Origin of the sequence: Methylopila sp. 73B, assembly GCF_000526315.1 — a bacterium.
Taxonomy (GTDB): Bacteria; Pseudomonadota; Alphaproteobacteria; order Rhizobiales; family Methylopilaceae; genus Methylopila.
The window spans coordinates 35989-53937 of record NZ_JAFV01000001.1 but is presented as its reverse complement, the minus strand read 5'-3'; the positions used below and the strand labels follow the sequence as shown (position 1 = coordinate 53937).

Genomic DNA, 17949 nt, shown 5'->3' with positions numbered 1-17949 from the left:
GCGGCGCGCGAAGAGACCTCGCGAGAGATCCAGCATAGGCGCCCCTTTGGCGCCGACCTGAGCACGAGGCGAGCCGTCCCGTGTCCTGTCGGATCGAAAGCCCTGGCCGGCTCTGACAGGAGAAACGGACTGCTTTCGGTGTGGCCGCGCACAGACGCGTCACCCCCAAAATGGACGCAAGCATGCCGGATTGATACGGCGATTGCGGGATAAATCTCACTTGGACAGCAATTGGGTCGTTGACTCTGCTGAATTCCCGTCCAAACGCGAAACCAGAAGTCTGCGCCATATCTTCGCGTCAGGAACTTCCCGCCGACGTGCCGTCTTCAAGAAGCTCATTCTGAACGTTCACGAGCGCCCTGAGTGACTCGATCATCTGGGCCGCATCCTGAAACAACTGCGACGTCTCGGCGGGCGTCAGGTCTCCCGTCATCGCGGCCGCGGCCCTGAGGATATCGACGATGTCGTGCGAGGGCCTCACTCGTCGAACTCCGCCGGCGTCCGGCCGGCTCGGAACAGCACCACAGGGTTCTCGTCGGCCTGCTCGGTGTCGACGTCGTAGCCCTGGCTCAGCGCGACGACGCCCGCGAAGCGGCTTTCCGATCGTTCGGCCCGGCCCCTGGCTTCCGCTGCGGTCTTGAATTTCATGGGCGTTTCCGCCCGCAGCTTGCCGCGCTTGTCGGCGCTCCAGGTCAGTACGATGTGAATCATCTCGGTCGCCATGGGCCGGCATAGCAGTCATCCAACCCGCCTGTCCCCGACGATTTCGCGACAGACGCACCCTCTTGACCCGCTCTATGAAGGAGAGCGTGGCCATGCTGATGTGAGCAGGCTGGGGCGCCCCGCCAACCGCGATGCTTGGCTCTCAGCGACAGGCCAGAGGTCGCACGCGCCGGACCATCGCCGCTTCCTCGTCCGCGGCGATCACGAGGATTTTGGACAGGCTGTCAGAGGTCTGGATCCGCTCTGCGTTCAAGAGGTTCGCGGCCCGGTCGATCCGGACGCCGAGCCAACCCAGCCTGTCGCAGATCCTCAACCGCACTTCGGCCGAACGCTCGCCGATCCCGCCGGTGAACACGAGGCACTCAAGCCCCTCCAGCGAAGCGGCCATCGCGGCGATCTCTCGAACCGCCATGTGAACGAAGAGGTCGACGGCCTCCGCGGCATGGGGATCGCCGCTTTGGAGCAGCGTCTGCATGTCCGAGGAGACGCCGGAGACGCCGAGCAGGCCGGACTCGCGATAGAGCAGGCGCTCCACCTCCGCGACCGAAAGGCCGCCGGTCCGCTGGAGGTAGAGCAGCACGCCGGGATCGATCGCGCCACACCGGGTGCCCATCATCAGCCCGTCGAGCGCCGTGAAGCCCATCGAGGTGTCGACGCTCCTCCCGTGGCGCATGGCGCACAGGCTGGCGCCGTTCCCGAGATGAGCGACGACCGTGCGCTTCGCCGACAGGTCCGGCGACATCCGGTCGAGGCGATGCGCGACGTGCTCGTAGGACAGCCCGTGGAAGCCGTAGCGGCGGACGCCCCTTTCCTCCCAGGCGCGAGGGATCGCGTAGCGGCTGACGGGAGGCTCGAGGCGATGGTGGAACGCCGTGTCGAAGCAGCCGAACTGGGGCAAATCCGGCCGCAGGCGTTTCAGCGCGCGCACCGGCGCGAGGCTCTTTGGCTGGTGCAGCGGCGCGAGCGGCGTCAGCGCTTCGAGAGCCTCGATCGTCCGGTCATCCAACCGGCAGGGCGCGCTGAACTCCCGGCCGCCGTGGACGATGCGGTGGCCGGCCGCGACGAGCGTGTCGGTTCCGAGACCGCCTTCGATCCAGGCGATCAACTTCGACACTGAGGCGCCTGGTTGCGCCGCTCCGTCCGGCCATGGCTCATCGGCTACGGTGGCTCCGGCCGCGTCCTTCACGACGAGGCGCGGCGCCTCGTCGATGTCCTCGACCTGACCCTTGCTCCGCGCCTGCGGCTCATCGCCATCCCCGATCTCGTAAAGGCCGAACTTCAGGCTTGAGGAGCCGGCGTTCAGGACGAGGATGACGTCAGCCATTCGCGGGGATCGACTGGGGCCATGTCCAATCGAGGATCTCGGGCATGTCCTGCCCGTGCTCGCGGATGTAGGCGGCGTGGGCCATCAGGCGGTCGCGGAACCCTTGCGCGACGCCGGCCGCCGCCACGCCGAGGCCCGGCACCCGCTCGATGACGTCGATCGCCAGATGAAAACGGTCGAGGCCGTTCATCACCAGCATGTCGAACGGCGTCGTGGTCGTGCCTTCCTCCATGTAGCCGCGGACGTGCATGCGGCCGTGATTGGCGCGGTTGTAGGTCAGGCGGTGAATAAGATGGGGGTAGCCGTGATAGGCGAAGATCACGGGCTTCGTCGTCGTGAACATCCCGTCGAACGTGGGGTCGTCGAAGCCGTGCGGGTGCTGATCCTGACCCTGTAGCGTCATGAGATCGACGATGTTGATCACGCGGATCCGCAGTTCCGGCAGCGCGGCGCGGAGCAGCGCCGCGGCCGCGAGCGTCTCGATGGTCGGCACGTCGCCGCAGCAGGCCATCACGACGTCGGGCTCGAGCCCCTCCGCCTCGCTTCCCGCCCATCCCCAGATGCCGGCGCCGGCGGCGCAGTGCAGCGCGGCCTCGTCGGCGTCAAGCCACTGCGGCGCGGGGGCCTTGCCCGCGACGATGACGTTGATCCGATCATAGGTTCTGAGGCAGTGGCCCGTCACCCAGAGCAGGCAGTTGGCGTCCGGCGGGAAGTAGATCCGGGCGATGTCGGCCTTCTTGTTCGCGACCAGATCGACGAAGCCGGGATCCTGGTGGCTGAAGCCGTTGTGGTCCTGCTGCCAGACATGGGACGTCAGCAGATAGTTCAGCGAGGCCACCGGCCGTCGCCATGGCAGAGCGCGCGAGACCTTCAGCCACTTGGCGTGCTGGTTCACCATTGAATCCACGATGTGGATGAAGGCCTCGTAGCAGGAGAGCAGCCCGTGCCGGCCGGTGAGCAGGTAGCCCTCAAGCCAGCCCTGGCAGAGGTGCTCGCTCAGGACCTCCATCACGCGGCCGTCCTGCGCGAGATGGACGTCATACGGCTCGACCGCCTCCATCCAGACGCGCTCCGTCACGTCAAACACGGCGTCCAGCCGGTTGGAGGCCGTTTCGTCCGGGCCCATGATGCGGAAATTCCGGGCGTCGGCGTTCATCCAAACGACGTCCCGCAGGAAGCCGCCCATCACACGGGTCGCCTCGGCGTCGACCGCGCCGGGCGCGGGAACGTCGATGGCGTGCTGGCGATAGTCCGGCATCTTGAGCTCGCGCTTCAGCAGGCCGCCGTTGGCGTGAGGGTTGGCGCCCATGCGCCGGTCGCCGACGGGGGCCAGCGCATGGAGTTCCGGCCGCAGACGCCCGTCGCCGTCGAACAGGGTCTCAGGCTCGTAGCTCTTCATCCAGGTCTCGAGCAGCTTCAGATGGGCCGCGTCGCCGTGGGCGTTCGCGATCGGCACCTGATGCGAGCGCCAGAAGTCCTCGACCTTCTTGCCGTCGACCTCGTTCGGGCCAGTCCAGCCCTTTGGACTGCGCAGGATGATCATCGGCCAGCGCGGCCGGCTGATCGCGGCCCCGGCGGCCCGCGCCTCGGCCTGAATGGCGTGGATGCGATCGGCGACGCCGTCGAGCGCGCCGGCCATGAGTTGGTGCATCGCCACCGGCTCGTCGCCCTCGACGAACACCGGCTCATAGCCATAGCCGACGAACAGGCTCCGCAGTTCGTCCTCGTCCATGCGCGCGAGCAGCGTCGGGTTGGCGATCTTGTAGCCGTTCAGGTGCAGGATCGGCAGAACCGCGCCGTCGCGGACCGGGTCCAGGAACTTGTTCGAGTGCCACGAGGCCGCGAGCGGCCCGGTCTCGGCTTCGCCGTCTCCGACGACACAGGCGACGATCAGCTCGGGGTTGTCGAAAGCGGCGCCGAAGGCGTGGACCAGCGCGTAGCCGAGTTCGCCGCCCTCGTGAATCGATCCGGGCGTCTCGGGCGCCGCGTGGCTCGGGATCCCTCCCGGAAAGGAGAACTGCCGGAACAGCTTCCGAAGCCCTTCGGCGTCGCGCGAGATGTCCGGATAGGTCTCGCTGTACGAGCCTTCCAGATAGGTGTTCGCGACCATGCCCGGTCCGCCGTGGCCGGGGCCGCAGACATAGAGCACGCTGAGCTCGCGGGCTTGGATCAGCCGGTTGAGATGGACGTAGACGAAGTTCAGCCCCGGCGTCGTGCCCCAGTGGCCGAGCAGCCGCGACTTGACGTGATGCGCCTGAAGCGGCGCGCGCAACAGCGGGTTGTCGAGCAGGTAGATCTGCCCGACCGACAGGAAATTCGCGGCGCGCCAATAGCGGTCGATGAGATCGACTTCCGAGGCGTCGAGCGGGCAAGCCGAAGTGTTTTGGAAGATTGCGATGATGAATGATCCCTAGAGGCCATATTCAATGTACTGCCATCATAATATGCATCGTAAGCATGCAATCATGACAAATAAATCTCGCTATGAGCGGCGGATTGAAGGCGCTCAATGGCATGTGTTGTTACTCAAGTGATTTGAGGTAGGCGACCATGTCGTTGCTCTCATCCTGATCCAGGTGGAACTCAGGCATGGCGGAGTGCGGGCCGGCGACTCCTTCGATGAAGAGCTCGCCAAGCTGCTCAACCGGATAGCTGTTGTGGAGCGTACGGAACGGAGGCGCCCCGTCGAGCGGGCTGTTTCCCGAGGTTCCGATGGCGTGACACGTTGCGCAGTTGTCCTGCGCGATGTGTCCGCCGCGCTCCACGGACGCGGTCATCTCGTCGCCGGCGACAGGCGTCGCTGCAAGTAAAGCGCCGCCGACCACGAATAACGCGTACGCGAGCGTGCGATCGAAATGAAACTTGGTCATGTGCGCCTCCCAGGATGGGCGGGAGCGCTCAGGTCTCTCAGTCGCCGACAGCCAAAAGCGTCGCAAGCGATGTTCGAGCGTAGCACCTTTCTATCGGCGTCGCGAACCCGCCATCGATCGAAAGAGGCGCGTCGGCCGTCGGATCGCCGTCAGGCAGGGCGCAAACCGGTTCCGCCAACTCCGCGACAAGGTCCTTGCTTGAGCTTCGCGGCGAATGCACACGAGCTTAGCGCCCTAGCGTAAGCCGCCTTGTGGTCCATCTCTTCATGAGAATGTCCATTAATAGGCTGACAGACAAGGTCCGCTTTTGGCGGATTCCGTTGAAAAACTCCGTCGTTGAAGCGAGGCGCCGCCGCTGATTCACTCAGCTCGATGAGCGGAGGGCAACGGCGATGATGGGCGAGCGGCAGGTCGACCAGGCGGCGCTGTTCTATGAGTTCTCTATCGAGCGGCATGTGCCGCAAGACCACCTGCTGAGGGCGATCGACCGGTTCGTCGACCTGTCAGAGGTGCGGCGGGATCTGGCTCCCTTCTATAGCTCGACCGGTCGTCCTTCGATCGACCCGGAGTTGCTGATCCGGATGCTGCTGGTCGGCTACTGCTTCGGCGTCCGGTCTGAGCGGCGACTGTGCGAGGAGGTTCATCTGAACCTCGCCTATCGCTGGTTCTGCCGGCTCGGCCTCGACGGCGACGTGCCGGACCACTCGACCTTCTCGAAGAACCGCCATGGCCGCTTCCGCGACAGCGACCTGCTGCGCAAGCTGTTCGAGACGGTCGTCCGGCGCTGCATGGCTGAGGGGCTTGTGGGCGGCGACGGCTTCGCGGTCGACGCCAGCCTGATCCGGGCCGACGCCAACCGTCAGCGCTCGGCGGACGGCACGGACGAGGTCGACTGGGAAGAGTTGGCCGCGACGCGGCGCTCAGTCCGCGAGTACCTCGACACGCTTGACGATGCGGCCTGGGGCGCGGCGAGCGAGACCCGGCCGAAGTTCGTGTCGCGGTCGGATCCGGCCGCGCAGTGGACCGGCGCACACAAGGGCCACGCCTTCTTCGCCTACGCGACCAACTACCTGATCGACCTCGACCACGCGGTGATCGTCGACGTCGAGCCCAGCCGCGCGATCCGGCAGGCCGAGGTCGGCGCCGCGCGAACGATGGTTGAGCGGGCCCAGGACCGCTTCGGGCTCTGGCCCGAGCGGCTCGCCGCCGACAGCGCCTATGGCTCGGCCGAGATGCTCGCCTGGCTGGTCCATGATCGCGGGATCGAGCCGCACATTCCCGTGTTCGACAAGAGCGCCCGGACCGATGGCACGTTCAGTCGCTCCGACTTCCCTTATGATCATGACCGCGATCTTTACACCTGCCCGGCCGGGAACGAACTGAGACCTCGCCAGAGGGTCTACCGAACCTCGGCTCCGCTCGTCGACGACGACGGCATGATGCGCTACCGCGCGAGCAAGTTCGACTGCGACGCCTGCTCCCTGAAACCGCAGTGCTGCCCAAACGCGCCGGCCCGGAAGATCCCTCGCTCGATCCACGAGGGCGCTCGCGACATGGCGAGGGACATTGCGAAGACCGACGCCTACACGGCCTCCCGGCGTGAGCGGAAGAAGGTCGAGATGCTGTTCGCGCACCTGAAGCGCATCCTGCGGCTCGATAGGCTACGCCTTCGAGGGCCATGCGGCGCCCGCGACGAGTTCCTGCTCGCCGCCACTGCCCAAAACCTCAGGAAGCTCGCAAAGATGGTCCCAGCGCCGAGCCCGATCCCGGCCTGAAAAGAGGAAAGGCCGCTCGTCTTCCGGCCGTCAGCTCGGATGCCCCGCCAAGCAACCGACTTCTTCAACGCAATCGGCGCTTCTCGAACGGTTACGGGTATAGGATTGCCTTTGAGGGGCCGCCTCTAGGAGGAGGCTATGCGCCAGCCCGACTTGTTCCGCTTACCTCAGAAGCCATGGAACGCTGGTCGGCTCATCGGCCCGAAAGCGCCGTTGAAGCCGAAGCACATCTGGGCGATCCGCCAGCAGTTGAAGACGAACGCTCAAGTCCGCGATCTCGCCATGTTCAACTGCGCCCTCGACGCGAAACTGCGCGGGTGCGACTTGGTCAAGCTCCGGATCAGTGACGTCGCCATGGGCGCATCGATCCGCGTAAGGTCCACGATCATACAGCAGAAGACCGGCCGACCGGTCCCGTTCGAAATTACTGAGCCTGCGAGAGACGCGCTTGCGGCATGGCTTCGCGTGAGAGGCGAGCGTCCTGACGACTGGCTCTTCCCGAGCCGAACCGCTCCGGGCCAGCGCATAGGTACGCGCCAATATGCTCGGCTGGTAGACAAATGGGTGCGGATGATCGACCTCGAGCCGTCCGCTTACGGCAAACACAGCCTGAGGCGCACAAAGGTGGCGCTGATTTACAAGAAGACCGGCAACCTAAGAGCGTGCCAGTTGCTTTTGGGTCATGGGAAGCTTGAAAGCACGGTCCGCTACCTTGGCATTGAGGTGGACGACGCCCTCGCGCTGTCCGAGGAGCTCGAGCTTCGAGGCTTGGCGAAGGCTCGACAACGGCGCTAGCGATAGAGGGCATCGCCGGAGGCAAATCGCAGCCATGGTCCGCTTCCAGCCGCTACGCCGCGGTGAAGCGCGCTCGTCTCAGCGGCGGCGCGAGCTGCCGCTGACCCGGAGCTGACCTCAGGTCTGCTGCCAGGCAGCGAATGCTCGGATTGGCTTTTGACTCTGTGCGCCCCTCGGCAAAGTCCGCTCTTAGGCATTCATCTCGGGATGCCTTTTACCGTTTGGCGAATTGGAGCATGCGCGTCTGATTCAGACAGGATGTGATGCTTCATCTTTCGAAACTATAGATCATCATCGGCCGTCTTCCGCCTCGTCATCCATCGCCTTGCCAATCCGATCGAATTCCAAGGAATAGCAGAACAAGGAGAACAGCATGGCGAGCAGCAGCGCTCCGCGCGCCGCCATGGCGAACACCTCCGGCGAGCTCGTGAGCGCTGGAAGGTGCCTGAACGAGACAAGTGAAAAAAACGCCGCGGCGAAGACAAAACTCAGACGATTGAGAAATAGGAACGCGTGGGTCAGGAGAATATTTTTCGGCATGATCGGCATCGGCGCCCAACGCAGGCGAGACCAGTAGGCCGCGTGAAAAACCGTCAACGCCGCCGCCATCCCGATTAAGCGGTGCGGCGGCAACTCGACGGCGTGTCCGAGACTGTCGGCGATCGCGACGAAAGCGGGCAACGCCAGATACACCAGCGCGCACACGGCGGCGGTCTGAATGGCGAACAGCGACCAGAACCGTCGCGCGGTCCGCTCCGCGGGCGCTGCATAGCCTTGGATCGGTCCTGTCATTCCGCCTCCCGGCTTGAGCGAGCCAGAAGCGACCGTCTCATCTTGCGGCGAGTTCGGCGACGGAGAATGCGGCGATTTCCGCGCCGTCGGGGCGATGGATGTGGACGGTGACCTGGGGCTGCGCCCCATAGGCGTCCATCTGAGATTTCACGATCACGGTCGCCTGATCAATCGCATCCCGATCGTCGACGGCTAGAATGTCCTTCATACCGTCGACGCGGCCGAACCCGCGGCTGAGGCTGAGGCGGTAGGTCTGCGCGCCGTTCATCACGGCCGCCTGACGGTCAGTCGGCGGACGCAGCCCTTCGCCGCGACGTTCATGAACCGCCGCCCTTCCGCTTACGAAGGCTCGGTCGCGCCGACATCGACCACCTTAGCGGTGCGGACGAAGAGAGCGCGGACCTTGTTCCAGAAGTCGCCGCCGAGCACGAAGAAGCTCGCGATCAGCATCAGGTCGCCAAGCGCCTGGAGCTGCCAGAGATTCGGGCGCAGCCCCGGCGCGATGTGGTCGACATAAGGTTCGAGCATCGCAGAGATGAGCGGCAGGCAGAACATCACGAGCCCGACGATATGCCGGGTCGGACCTACAGGACCGCTGGGCGCCAAGCCCTTGGCGTAGCCGAAGACGAGCGACTTCAAATGCTGGAAGCCGGTCTTGCCCATAACGGCGATGCAGGTCAGCAGCAGAACCTTGTTGGCGACGAAGATTGCGCCGGTGATCGCAGCGACGCGCGCAGACGACGCGCCAGTCGTGGCGGCCACCGGAACCAGCAGCCACAGCGCGAAGGCGAAAATAAAGATGAAGATCCCGAACTTGAACCGCCATCCGGTCGCTGCGGGCTCCGCAGTTCCGACGACTGAATGCGCCATGGCTCATCACCTTGTCTGACGCCCGGCGTTGATCCCGGGGTTGAGCAGCGCCAGAAATCGCAACTAGCGCAGCGTGCTTCCACGTTGGATGATGACTCTCTTTCTGTTGCGAATCCAATTCAATCGTATGCTATCATGACCAAAGTGAAGTAATCGGACGATGTATTGCTTCTAAGCAAGGTCTCGAAATGGCGATAAGTAGCGGGAAAGCCGCCGATAACGATCGTAACCCCCTAGCGGCGAGGGCCGTTGAGACGAGCGAGATCGCGGGCCGGTCAGTGGACGCTAAAGAACCGTCACAGGCGTCCGCTGCCGTCCCGCCGGCGCCAATTCCGACCGGGAACCCGCTGCGCCGCACCGCACTCATCGTCGTCGTACTTGCCGCAGGACTGTTCGCTCTTTCGGTTGTGATGGAGCGGCTGACGCCTTCGTCGTCGCAGGCCATCGTTCAGGCCTACGTGGTGCGCATGGCGTCCGAGGTCTCGGGCCGCGTCATCGAGGTGGGGGTCACAGACAACGCGCTGGTGCTCGCCAAGACCGTGCTGTTCCGCATCGACCCAAGGCCCTACGAGATCGCCGTCGCGGAAGCCGAGGCGAGACTCGAACGTATCGGCCAGACCATCGGAGCCTCGACCCAGGCGGTGGAGTCGGCGCAAGCCCGGGTGGTGCAGCTTCAGGCCGAGCGGGTGAACGTGCGCGCGCAGGCCGAACGCGCCAGGACGTTGTTCGACCGCGGCGTATACGCCCGCGCCAAGCTCGACGACACCAGGGCGGCGCTCGGATCGTCGGACGCAGCCGTTATCGGCGCGGAGGCTGATCTCGCCAAGGCGCGAGAGGAGCTCGGGCCGCAAGGGAAAGATAATCCGCAGCTGAAGGAGGCGCTCGCCGCGCTCGAGAGCGCGCGCCTCAATCTCCTGCACACGACCGTGCTCTCGCCCTCCGACGGCGTCGTATCCAATCTCCAGCTCGGGGTTGGGCAGGTGGTCGGGGCTGGGCAGGCGGCGCTGACGTTCATCGACGCGGGCACTATCTGGGTCGCGGCCGCCTACAAGGAGAACAGCCTCGAGCATGTGGCCGCCGGGGACGAAGCGGAGGTCGTTCTGGACTCGCTTCCGGGTTCGGTGTTCCCGATGCAGGTTGAGAGCGTCGGCTGGGGCGTCTCCACCAACAGCGTCGACCCAGCCACGGGGCTTCCCACCATCCGCAACCAGAGCGGCTGGGTGCGCGAGCCGCAGCGGTTTCCGGTGCGGTTGGTGTTCAAGGACCGGTTCCCACGCGGGGTCCGCTACGGATCTCAAGCCAATGTCGTGATCTACACCGGCGATAACCCAGCGATGAACGCGCTGGGACGGTTCTGGATCCAGCTCGTCGCGACGCTGACCTATGTCAGCTGAGGCCGTCCGGACCGAACCGAACGCGCTGCTGCGCTCCAAGCGCCAAGGCCTGCGGATCGCGTCGGCGGTCGCGGTCGGCTTTACGGTCGCGGTCGCGAACGGCGAGGCGCTGCCGTTCCTGGCGCCGATGTTCGCGATCCAGTTCCTAGCCGCAACCGTGCGCCCTCTAACAGTTCGGCAGGCGTTCGGCATGGTCATGCTGATCGTGGTCGCCGGATGGTTCGCGGCGGCGCTCACGCAGCTCTGCGGAGACCGGCCGGCGGCGCTGCTGCCGCTGCTCGGGCTGGTCTATCTCGCGTGCTTCCTGCTTCAGGCGCGGGGCAAGGGCGGCGGCGCGCCGTTCCTGATCATCGTCGTCGCCGTCATGGTCCCGATGCTCGGCGTCCTGCAGACAGACCTTGGCGAAGGCGTCGTCCCCATGCTCGCCAAGGCGGTTCTCGGCGGCGTCGCGCTGGCGTGGCTCGCCCATGCGGCGTTTCCAGATCCGGGAGGAGACGTCCCCGCGCCAGCGCCGCCGGCGCCGCCGCTCGACCGATCGGCCCGCCTCGCGCTGGCGAACACCGCCATCCTCCTGATCGTGCTGACCGTCTGCCTAGTCGACGACCGCTTCTCGAACGCCGTCGTGGTCCCGATCACCGCAGCCTCGCTGCTGAACCAGTTCGACCACACAGCCGGCAGCCGCGCTGCGCTCGGGTTGGTGGGCGCCAACCTGCTCGGGGGCGTGGTCGCGTCCGTCGCCTTCGCGTTCATAGACCTGCGTCCCACGCTACCCTTCGTGTTCTTCACCCTGCTGTTCGTCGCCCTAATGTTCGGCGGGCAGGCGGCCGCGAACCCCGCGACCGCGAAAGTCTACGCCGGCGCCCTCACGACCTTCGTGATCCTGCTCGGCCTCGGCGTGTCGCCCCTGCCAGGCTCCGCCGTGGAGAGCTTCTCGACCCGCATCGGCATGGTGACGTTCGCGATCGCCGCCACGCTCCTGTTGACGGGGCTGCTCCGGCCGACGTCAACGCCACGACAGCCGCAGGCCTCATGAGACGTTTCTGTTCAAGGCATCGTCAGCTGAGCGGTCGTGATCGACTGACCAACGTTTCGACAACGGACTCAACCAAGCGCGGCAAGTTCGCTCAGCTTGCCGAATTGGCGCCGCAGTTAAGGGCGTGCTCGCCAAGGGTATCGAGTCGCAGGATCACGAATCGTCAAAGGCAAAAGCGCCCTAGCGCGCTCGTAACACTGCCCTTTCGGTCCTCGGATCTCCCACAAGGATCATCTCGGCGCGTTGAAAATCGCTGTCATCGATACAAGCCGATGTCCGCTTCTCATCGATGAGACAACTTCCGCTCCCGGCGCCAATCGCCGGAAGGGCATAGTCTTGAGCTGACCCTCAGTGACCTGCATCAGGTGCGCTGAGGGAAGCGCATGTGAGTTAAGCCTGATCTCTGCTCGTAAGCCGAGACCGTTGCAGACAACGCACCTTATCGCCAAGGGCGGTGATCCTGTCCTGCCGCTTTCACACGACACGTGCGTCGTCCTGCCGTGCGACGAGAGCGAAGTCCCACTCGCTCAATCGCGGGGGCGGTGGCTTTCCGCCAATTGTCATCAAAGACCTCGGCAACAGAGAGTCCGGAGCAACCGGCTTCGCGATCGGGAAATGCTCGTCTGAGCGACGAAGTCCAAGGGCGAGTTAACGGCCGCCGCGGGCGGCGAACCCTGGTTCTACCCAAAAGGGGAGGATGCGAGGGGACCGGATTCGGATGCTTAAATTTCCCCCGGAAGCCCGAGACCGCGCATCGGCGCGCGGTGGGCCGATGGAGTTGCGCCATGAAGAAAACTCTCCTGGGCGTCGCCGTCGCTTTGGCCCCGACCGCGGCGCTCGCGCATCCGGCCGCGTTCGACCACGTGCACGGCTTCAGCGAGGGTTTGGCGCATCCGCTCGGCGGCGCGGACCACGTGTTGGCGATGGTCGCCGTCGGCTTGCTGGCGGCGCGCTTCGACGGCCGCGCGGCCTGGGCGATCCCCCTGTCCTTCATGGGCGCGATGCTGGTCGGCGGCGTGGTCGGCGCCACGGGCGTCGCCATGCCGGCGACCGAGATCGGGATCGCCGTCTCGGTCCTCACGCTCGGACTTGGCGTCGCCTTCGCGGACCGGCTTTCCGCGCCCGCGGCGATCGCTCTCGCCGGTCTCTTCGCCCTGTTCCATGGCGTCGCGCACGGCGCCGAAGCGCCTGAGACCGCCTCGGGCCTGCTCTACGGCCTCGGCTTCGTCGCCGCCACTGGCGCTCTTCACCTCGCGGGCTTCGGCCTCGGCCGGGCGATCGCCCACGTCGGTGCGACGCGTGGCGGAGCGGTCTTCCGCATCGCGGGCGCCGGCTTCGCCGCGGCCGGCGCGGCGCTGCTCGCCGGCGTGGTCTGACGACGACCACCCCGGACAGCGCGCTGTCCGGCGCGACTCCTCCGCGGCTCAATCTTCCGCGTTGGCCATGACCGCGGTCACGGCCGTCCGCACAGCCCCTGGCGCAGGACTTGACCCATGCATCTCACCGTTCGCGAAGAAGAACGCATCCAGCTCTGGGCCGCCGCCGAAATGGCGCGTCGCCGGCTCGAGAAAGGCGTGAAGCTCAACTACCCCGAGGCGATCGCCGTCATTAGCGACGAAATCCTCGAGCGGGCGCGCGAGGGCGTGATCCCGATGCTGACCGACATGATGGAGTACGGCGCGACGATCCTGAAGCGGGAGCACGTCATGGTCGGCGTGCCGGACATGCTCACCATTCTGCAGGTCGAGGCTCTGTTTCCCGACGGCACCAAGCTAGTGACGGTGATGAACCCGATCCGGGATTAACGCCGCGTCGGAGCTGAGGCCGCCGATCGACGCCGCGCGCAAGCGCGGCGTTTCCTTTTGCCTCCACCTCCAGCGCAATCTCTAGACTTTGGCACGGAAAGTGCTTGCGATTCGTCTAGAGACGCACTTTGGCAAAACCGAAGGCGGGCTTCTTCAGGACGGACCGCCATGAGCGCCCCCTCTCCCGACAGCGTTCGAGATCATTTCGCGGAGCGCGCACCGCTCATCCAGAATTTCGGCTCGGCGCTCGACGTGCTGTCGGAGATCACCAGTGAGCTCGGCTTCACCCAGGTTCTGTACGGCTACCTCCCGACCTCGGCCCGCCTGCCGAACGGCGAGTGGCTGCCGCTGAAGCTCAACGTCCGCAATTTCCCCCACGACTGGGAAGACGAGTGGACGCAGTTCATGTCCGTCGACCCGTACTACCGGGCTTGTTTCGACGGCATCATGCCGCTGGAATGGGCGGAGGTTCAGGCGCGGCCGGACCTGACGGCGAAGCAGCGCGCCGCGTGCGACTATCTCGGCGATTTCGGGCTGTCGCACGGCATCACCGTGCCGGTGCACCTGCCGTTCGGACGCTTCGCCGTGGTGAGCGCGATCGCGGACCGCTCCTGCGCCAACTGGACCGGCGTGCGCGAGCGCGCCCGCGAACCGCTGCACTGGCTAACCCACGATTTCACCCAGTTCGTGCTCGATCGCGGCTACGAGGACCAGATCGAGACCATCGGGCCCGTGCGGCTGACGCCGCGCGAAATCGAGTGCCTGAAATGGGCCTCGGCCGGCAAGACGTCGTCGGAGACGGCGATCATCATCGGCCGCTCGGTCGAGACGGTGCGGCTCCACCTGAAGAACGCGATCCGAAAGCTCGACGCCTGCAACCGCGCCCAGGCTGTAGCAGGCGCCGTGCAGATGGGGCTGATCTGAATGTCAGGCTCGGCGCCGCCGAGCGCCGCGGCCATCGGAGCTTAGATCGACAGATACCGCGCGGCGGTTTCGGGATCGTCGAGGGCCTCCGGCGCGATCTCGCCGACGACGGCGCCCTTGTCTATGATCACGCAGCGATCGGCGACGGCGCGGATCAGCGACAGGTTCTGCTCCACGATCAGCACGGTCAGCCGCTCCTCGTCGCGCAGGCGGCGGATGATGCGGCCGATCTCCTGCACGATGTTCGGCTGCACGCCCTCGGACGGCTCGTCGAGCAGGATGATGTCGGGCCGGCCGGCGAGGATGCGGCCGATGGCGAGTTGCTGCTGCTCGCCGCCGCTCATGGAGCCGGCCGGTTGCGCCAGCCGCTTCTCCAGGATGGGGAAGAAGCCGAACACCCGTTCGAGGTTTGCCGCCGGCGCGCCGCCCACGCGCCGGCCAAGCGCGAGGTTCTCGCCAACAGTCATGCGCGCGAAGACATCGCGGCCCTGCGGCACGTAGCCGACGCCGAGCCGGGCGCGGCGGGCGGCGTCCAATCGCGTGACGTCCAGCCCACGAAAGCTCACGGCGCCAGACATGGGCGCGATCTCCCCGATGATTGTCTTCATCAGCGTCGACTTGCCCACGCCGTTGCGGCCGATCACGGCGACGATCTCGCCGGTCGCGACCTCGAGCGACACGTTCTGCACCACCTTCACCCGGCCGTAGCCGGACTGGACGGCGGCGAGCGACAACTGGGAAGAGGACGAGGCCATTACGCGGCTCCCAGATAGATGCGGCGCACGTCCTCGTTGGCGGCGATGTCGTCGAACGCGCCTTGCGCGAACAGCGCGCCGTAATGCAGCACGCTGGTGCGCGCCCTAAGGCTGCGGATGAAGCCCATGTCGTGCTCGATCACCACCACGGTCATGCCCGAGCGGTTCAGTTCGCGGATCAGCTCGGCGGTGCGCGCCGTCTCCTCCGACGACAGGCCCGCGGCGGGCTCGTCGAGCAGGAGCAGGTCGGGTTCGGCCGCAATCGAGAGGCCGATCGAGAGCCACTGCTGCTGGCCGTGCGAGAGCTGGCGAACGGGCGTGTCCTCAACGCCGGCGAGGCCGACCCGGGCGAGCACGGCGGAGGCGCGCGCGGGGATGTCCGCCTTCGAATGGTTGCGGCGGAGCGGCACGAACAGGTTCTGCAGCGCCGTCAGCTCGCCGAAGGCGCTGATGTTCTGGAACTTCACCGAAAGGCCGAGCCGAGCCCGGCGAAACGCGGGCAGCTTCGTGACGTCCTGACCCTTGTAGAACACCTGGCCCGAGGTCGGCCGCTCGACGCCGATCAGCGTCTTGAAGAAGGTGCTCTTGCCGGCGCCGTTCGGGCCGACCACGCAGTGGATCTCGCCCGGTGCGACCGAGAGCGAGAGGCCGTTCAGGGCGCGCACGCCGCCGTAGACCTTGTGGACGTCCCGAACCTCGAGGATGGGCGCGCTCATCGCGCGGCTCCGAGTTCCGCCGCCGCCGTCGGGGGCCGCGCGGGACGTCTTCGGTTCCGGGTCATGAGCCGCCCGAACCAGGCTCCGGCGGTCGCGAACACGCCCTCTGGCGCGACCAGCATCGCGGCCACCAGGATGACGCCCAGCGCCAGCAGCGAGATCTCGCCCCAGGTGGCGAGTTCGATCGAGATCCAGCTCAGGCCGAGCGTCGCGACCACCACCGAGGTCAGGTCCTTCCGGCCGCCCACCGCGACCCAGATGACGACGAGGATGTTCGGCCCGACGCTGAAGCCGTCAGGATGAATGTAAGTCCCCCACGCGGTGTAGAGCGCGCCGGCGAGCCCCGCAAGCGCGGCGGAAATGCAGAAGGCGCCGAGCTGGATGAGCCGCACGTCGTAGCCGAAGGTCTCGGTGCGGCGCTCGTCCTCGCGCACCGCGACCAGCAGGTAGCCGAAGCTCGAATTCACGAGCCACCGCAGCCCGAGGTAGACGGCCACCAGCGCGCCGAGCGCGAGCCAGTAGAACGACCGGCCCCGTCCGTCGAATTCAGCGACGAGATCGCCGAAGCCGAGCGCCAGATTTGGAATTGACGGATCGCTCGCGGTCGCCGGGCCGAGGCCGTTCATGCCGCCGAGGTAGGCGCCGCCGATGGCATAGGCGGGATCGGCCGTCTGGCGCATGAAGAGACCAAGCAGCAGCGACACCACCAGCATAAGGATCGCGACGTAGACGCCCTTGAGGCGGCTGTAGAACATGAGCGCGCCGACGCCGGCCGCGAGCAGCGCGGGCGCCAGCGCGCCGGCGACGAGCGCCGTCCCGCTCTCGCCGGTGGCCTCGATCAGGTTGATGCCGACGATCCCGTAAGCGTAACCGCCGACGCCGAAGAAGGCGGCCTGGCCGAGGCTGAGGATCCCGGCGAAGCCCCAGATCAGGCACAGGCTGAGCGCGAGGATCGCCGATATGAAGAAGTTGCTGGCGGTCAGCACCTGGTAGCGGGAGGCGACGCAGGGCAGCAGCGCGAAGGCCGCGACGCCCGCGAGCCACAGAAGCCAGAACAGCCGCGAGTTGCCGAGCGTCTGCGGCCCGTTCAGACCGGCGAGCAGGGCGCGGATCCGGGAACGCGTCACGCCGGTCATCGCGCCATCCGGCGGGCGCGCCGCTTCTGCACGAAGTCCGAGATGCCGGACGGCATGACGAGCAAGCCGATGAACGCCGCCGCCATGATCGAGACATAGCCCACGTACTGATTGAACACGTTGGACGCGACGGTCTGCACGCCGGCGAGGTAGAGCGCGGCGTAGACCAGCCCAAGGATCGCGCTGGCGCCGCCGCCCATGACGACGGTGATGAAGGCCATCGGGGTGTAGTTCTGGCCGAAGAACGGCGAGATCGCCGCGGTCTGGGCGAAGAGAGCGCCGGCGATCCCGCCAAGCGCCGAGCCGATGGCGAAGGTCGCGGTGTAGACGCGCTTGGTGTCGACGCCGAGCGCCGACGCCATCCGCGGATTCTCCATCGCGGCGCGCGCCGCGACGCCGAAGGACGAGAACCGGAACAGCGCCCAGACGCTCGCGATCAGGCCGATCGCCGTCGCGAACAGCGCCATGCGATAGACGCCGAAGGAAAAGCCGCCGACGCTGAAGCTGCCGAACGGCGTCGGCATGTTCATGGTCGAAGGCCCGAGCGCCAGAAGGACCCCCTGGCTCAGGATCAGGCTGAGGCCCCAGGTGACGACGAGCGACGACAGCAACTGGTTGTAGAAGTGGCGGATGACGAGCCGCTCCATCACGATCCCGACGAGGCCCGCGACGAGGCCCGCGACGGCGATCGCGACCGGCGCAGGCGCGCCCGCGTAGAACGCAGCCGAGGCGACGTAGGCGCCGATCATCATCAGCTCGCCATGCGCCATGTTGATCACGCCCATCATCCCGTAGATCAGGATGAGGCCGGAGGCGGCGAGCAGCAGGAAGGCCATGTTGTCGAAGTATTGGTAGATCCAGCTGAAGACCTGGCCTGACCATTCCATGATCGTCTCTCCGCGTTGCGCCGCCGGGTCCGAGGGGCCGTCGGCGGCCGCGCCGTATCGCGCGGGAGCCGGGACCGCGTGACGCCGAAGCGCGCGGCGACCTGCGGCGAAGACCTACGTCCTGCGCCGAGGGGGGACCCAGCGCAGGAC

Annotated in this window: 19 protein-coding genes; 7 read left to right on the top strand and 12 right to left on the bottom strand. The window is 66.3% G+C overall.

Annotated elements, in window-relative coordinates:
* Positions 1-298: 298 nt before the first annotated feature.
* The 5 genes from K244_RS0100260 to K244_RS0100240 form a co-directional block, all read right to left on the bottom strand.
* The gene (locus K244_RS0100260; RefSeq protein ID WP_020184229.1) at positions 299-481 is read right to left on the bottom strand and encodes a hypothetical protein; all 183 of its coding nucleotides are present in this window, start codon (positions 479-481) and stop codon (positions 299-301) included.
* On the bottom strand, positions 478-711 hold the full coding sequence (locus K244_RS0100255; RefSeq protein WP_245259716.1) for a hypothetical protein: 234 nt from the start codon (positions 709-711) through the stop codon (positions 478-480). The genes K244_RS0100260 and K244_RS0100255 overlap by 4 nt, the downstream gene beginning before the upstream one ends.
* 154 nt (positions 712-865) lie before the next feature.
* Positions 866-2047: an acetate/propionate family kinase gene (locus K244_RS0100250; RefSeq protein WP_020184227.1), complete on the bottom strand. Its 1182-nt coding sequence runs from the start codon at positions 2045-2047 to the stop codon at positions 866-868.
* Entirely contained in the window at positions 2040-4439 is a 2400-nt protein-coding gene (locus K244_RS0100245) for a phosphoketolase family protein (protein ID WP_036305313.1), read from the bottom strand. Before K244_RS0100245 ends, K244_RS0100250 begins: the two co-directional genes overlap by 8 nt.
* 130 nt (positions 4440-4569) lie before the next feature.
* The gene (locus tag K244_RS0100240) at positions 4570-4917 is read right to left on the bottom strand and encodes a c-type cytochrome (RefSeq protein ID WP_020184225.1); all 348 of its coding nucleotides are present in this window, start codon (positions 4915-4917) and stop codon (positions 4570-4572) included.
* A 392-nt stretch (positions 4918-5309) separates the two neighbouring features.
* On the opposite strand from K244_RS0100240, the gene K244_RS0100235 reads away from it, so the two are divergent.
* Entirely contained in the window at positions 5310-6692 is a 1383-nt protein-coding gene (locus K244_RS0100235; RefSeq protein WP_020187840.1) for an IS1182 family transposase, read from the top strand.
* A 138-nt stretch (positions 6693-6830) separates the two neighbouring features.
* Entirely contained in the window at positions 6831-7487 is a 657-nt protein-coding gene (locus K244_RS0100230) for a tyrosine-type recombinase/integrase (RefSeq protein ID WP_020188334.1), read from the top strand.
* A gap of 291 nt (positions 7488-7778) precedes the next feature.
* On the opposite strand, the gene K244_RS21165 is transcribed toward K244_RS0100230, so the two are convergent.
* From K244_RS21165 to K244_RS0100215, 3 genes are all read right to left on the bottom strand, one after another.
* Complete coding sequence (locus tag K244_RS21165; RefSeq protein WP_020188333.1) at positions 7779-8279, bottom strand: hypothetical protein; 501 nt, start codon at positions 8277-8279, stop codon at positions 7779-7781.
* 37 nt (positions 8280-8316) lie between these two features.
* Positions 8317-8547 (bottom strand): hypothetical protein, encoded by a 231-nt coding sequence (locus K244_RS0100220; protein ID WP_020188332.1) that lies wholly within the window; start codon positions 8545-8547, stop codon positions 8317-8319.
* 71 nt (positions 8548-8618) lie between these two features.
* A complete protein-coding gene (locus K244_RS0100215) occupies positions 8619-9149 on the bottom strand; it encodes a transporter suffix domain-containing protein (RefSeq protein ID WP_020188331.1) in 531 nt (176 codons plus the stop codon).
* A gap of 188 nt (positions 9150-9337) precedes the next feature.
* Here K244_RS0100215 and K244_RS0100210 point away from each other — a divergent pair, with 188 nt between their 5' ends.
* The 5 genes from K244_RS0100210 (at position 9338) to K244_RS22450 (ending at position 14305) form a co-directional block, all read left to right on the top strand.
* Positions 9338-10543, top strand: a complete 1206-nt coding sequence (locus K244_RS0100210; RefSeq protein WP_155931470.1) for an HlyD family secretion protein — start codon at positions 9338-9340, stop codon at positions 10541-10543.
* On the top strand, positions 10533-11576 hold the full coding sequence (locus K244_RS0100205; RefSeq protein ID WP_020188329.1) for a DUF2955 domain-containing protein: 1044 nt from the start codon (positions 10533-10535) through the stop codon (positions 11574-11576). The genes K244_RS0100210 and K244_RS0100205 overlap by 11 nt, the downstream gene beginning before the upstream one ends.
* Positions 11577-12361: 785 nt before the next feature.
* On the top strand, positions 12362-12952 hold the full coding sequence (locus tag K244_RS0100200) for a HupE/UreJ family protein (RefSeq protein WP_020188328.1): 591 nt from the start codon (positions 12362-12364) through the stop codon (positions 12950-12952).
* 117 nt (positions 12953-13069) lie between these two features.
* Positions 13070-13381 (top strand): urease subunit gamma, encoded by a 312-nt coding sequence (locus K244_RS0100195; RefSeq protein WP_020188327.1) that lies wholly within the window; start codon positions 13070-13072, stop codon positions 13379-13381.
* A 168-nt stretch (positions 13382-13549) separates the two neighbouring features.
* Positions 13550-14305: an autoinducer binding domain-containing protein gene (locus tag K244_RS22450; protein WP_020188326.1), complete on the top strand. Its 756-nt coding sequence runs from the start codon at positions 13550-13552 to the stop codon at positions 14303-14305.
* 41 nt (positions 14306-14346) lie between these two features.
* Here K244_RS22450 and K244_RS0100185 read toward each other — a convergent pair whose 3' ends face one another.
* The 4 genes from K244_RS0100185 to K244_RS0100170 are packed head-to-tail and all read right to left on the bottom strand — an operon-like array spanning position 14347 to position 17799.
* Positions 14347-15060 (bottom strand): ABC transporter ATP-binding protein, encoded by a 714-nt coding sequence (locus K244_RS0100185; RefSeq protein ID WP_020188325.1) that lies wholly within the window; start codon positions 15058-15060, stop codon positions 14347-14349.
* Positions 15060-15776, bottom strand: a complete 717-nt coding sequence (locus tag K244_RS0100180; RefSeq protein WP_020188324.1) for an ABC transporter ATP-binding protein — start codon at positions 15774-15776, stop codon at positions 15060-15062. The genes K244_RS0100185 and K244_RS0100180 overlap by 1 nt, the downstream gene beginning before the upstream one ends.
* Complete coding sequence (locus tag K244_RS0100175) at positions 15773-16912, bottom strand: branched-chain amino acid ABC transporter permease (protein WP_020188323.1); 1140 nt, start codon at positions 16910-16912, stop codon at positions 15773-15775. Before K244_RS0100175 ends, K244_RS0100180 begins: the two co-directional genes overlap by 4 nt.
* Positions 16909-17799 (bottom strand): branched-chain amino acid ABC transporter permease, encoded by an 891-nt coding sequence (locus K244_RS0100170; protein ID WP_020188322.1) that lies wholly within the window; start codon positions 17797-17799, stop codon positions 16909-16911. Before K244_RS0100170 ends, K244_RS0100175 begins: the two co-directional genes overlap by 4 nt.
* Positions 17800-17949: the final 150 nt, after the last annotated feature.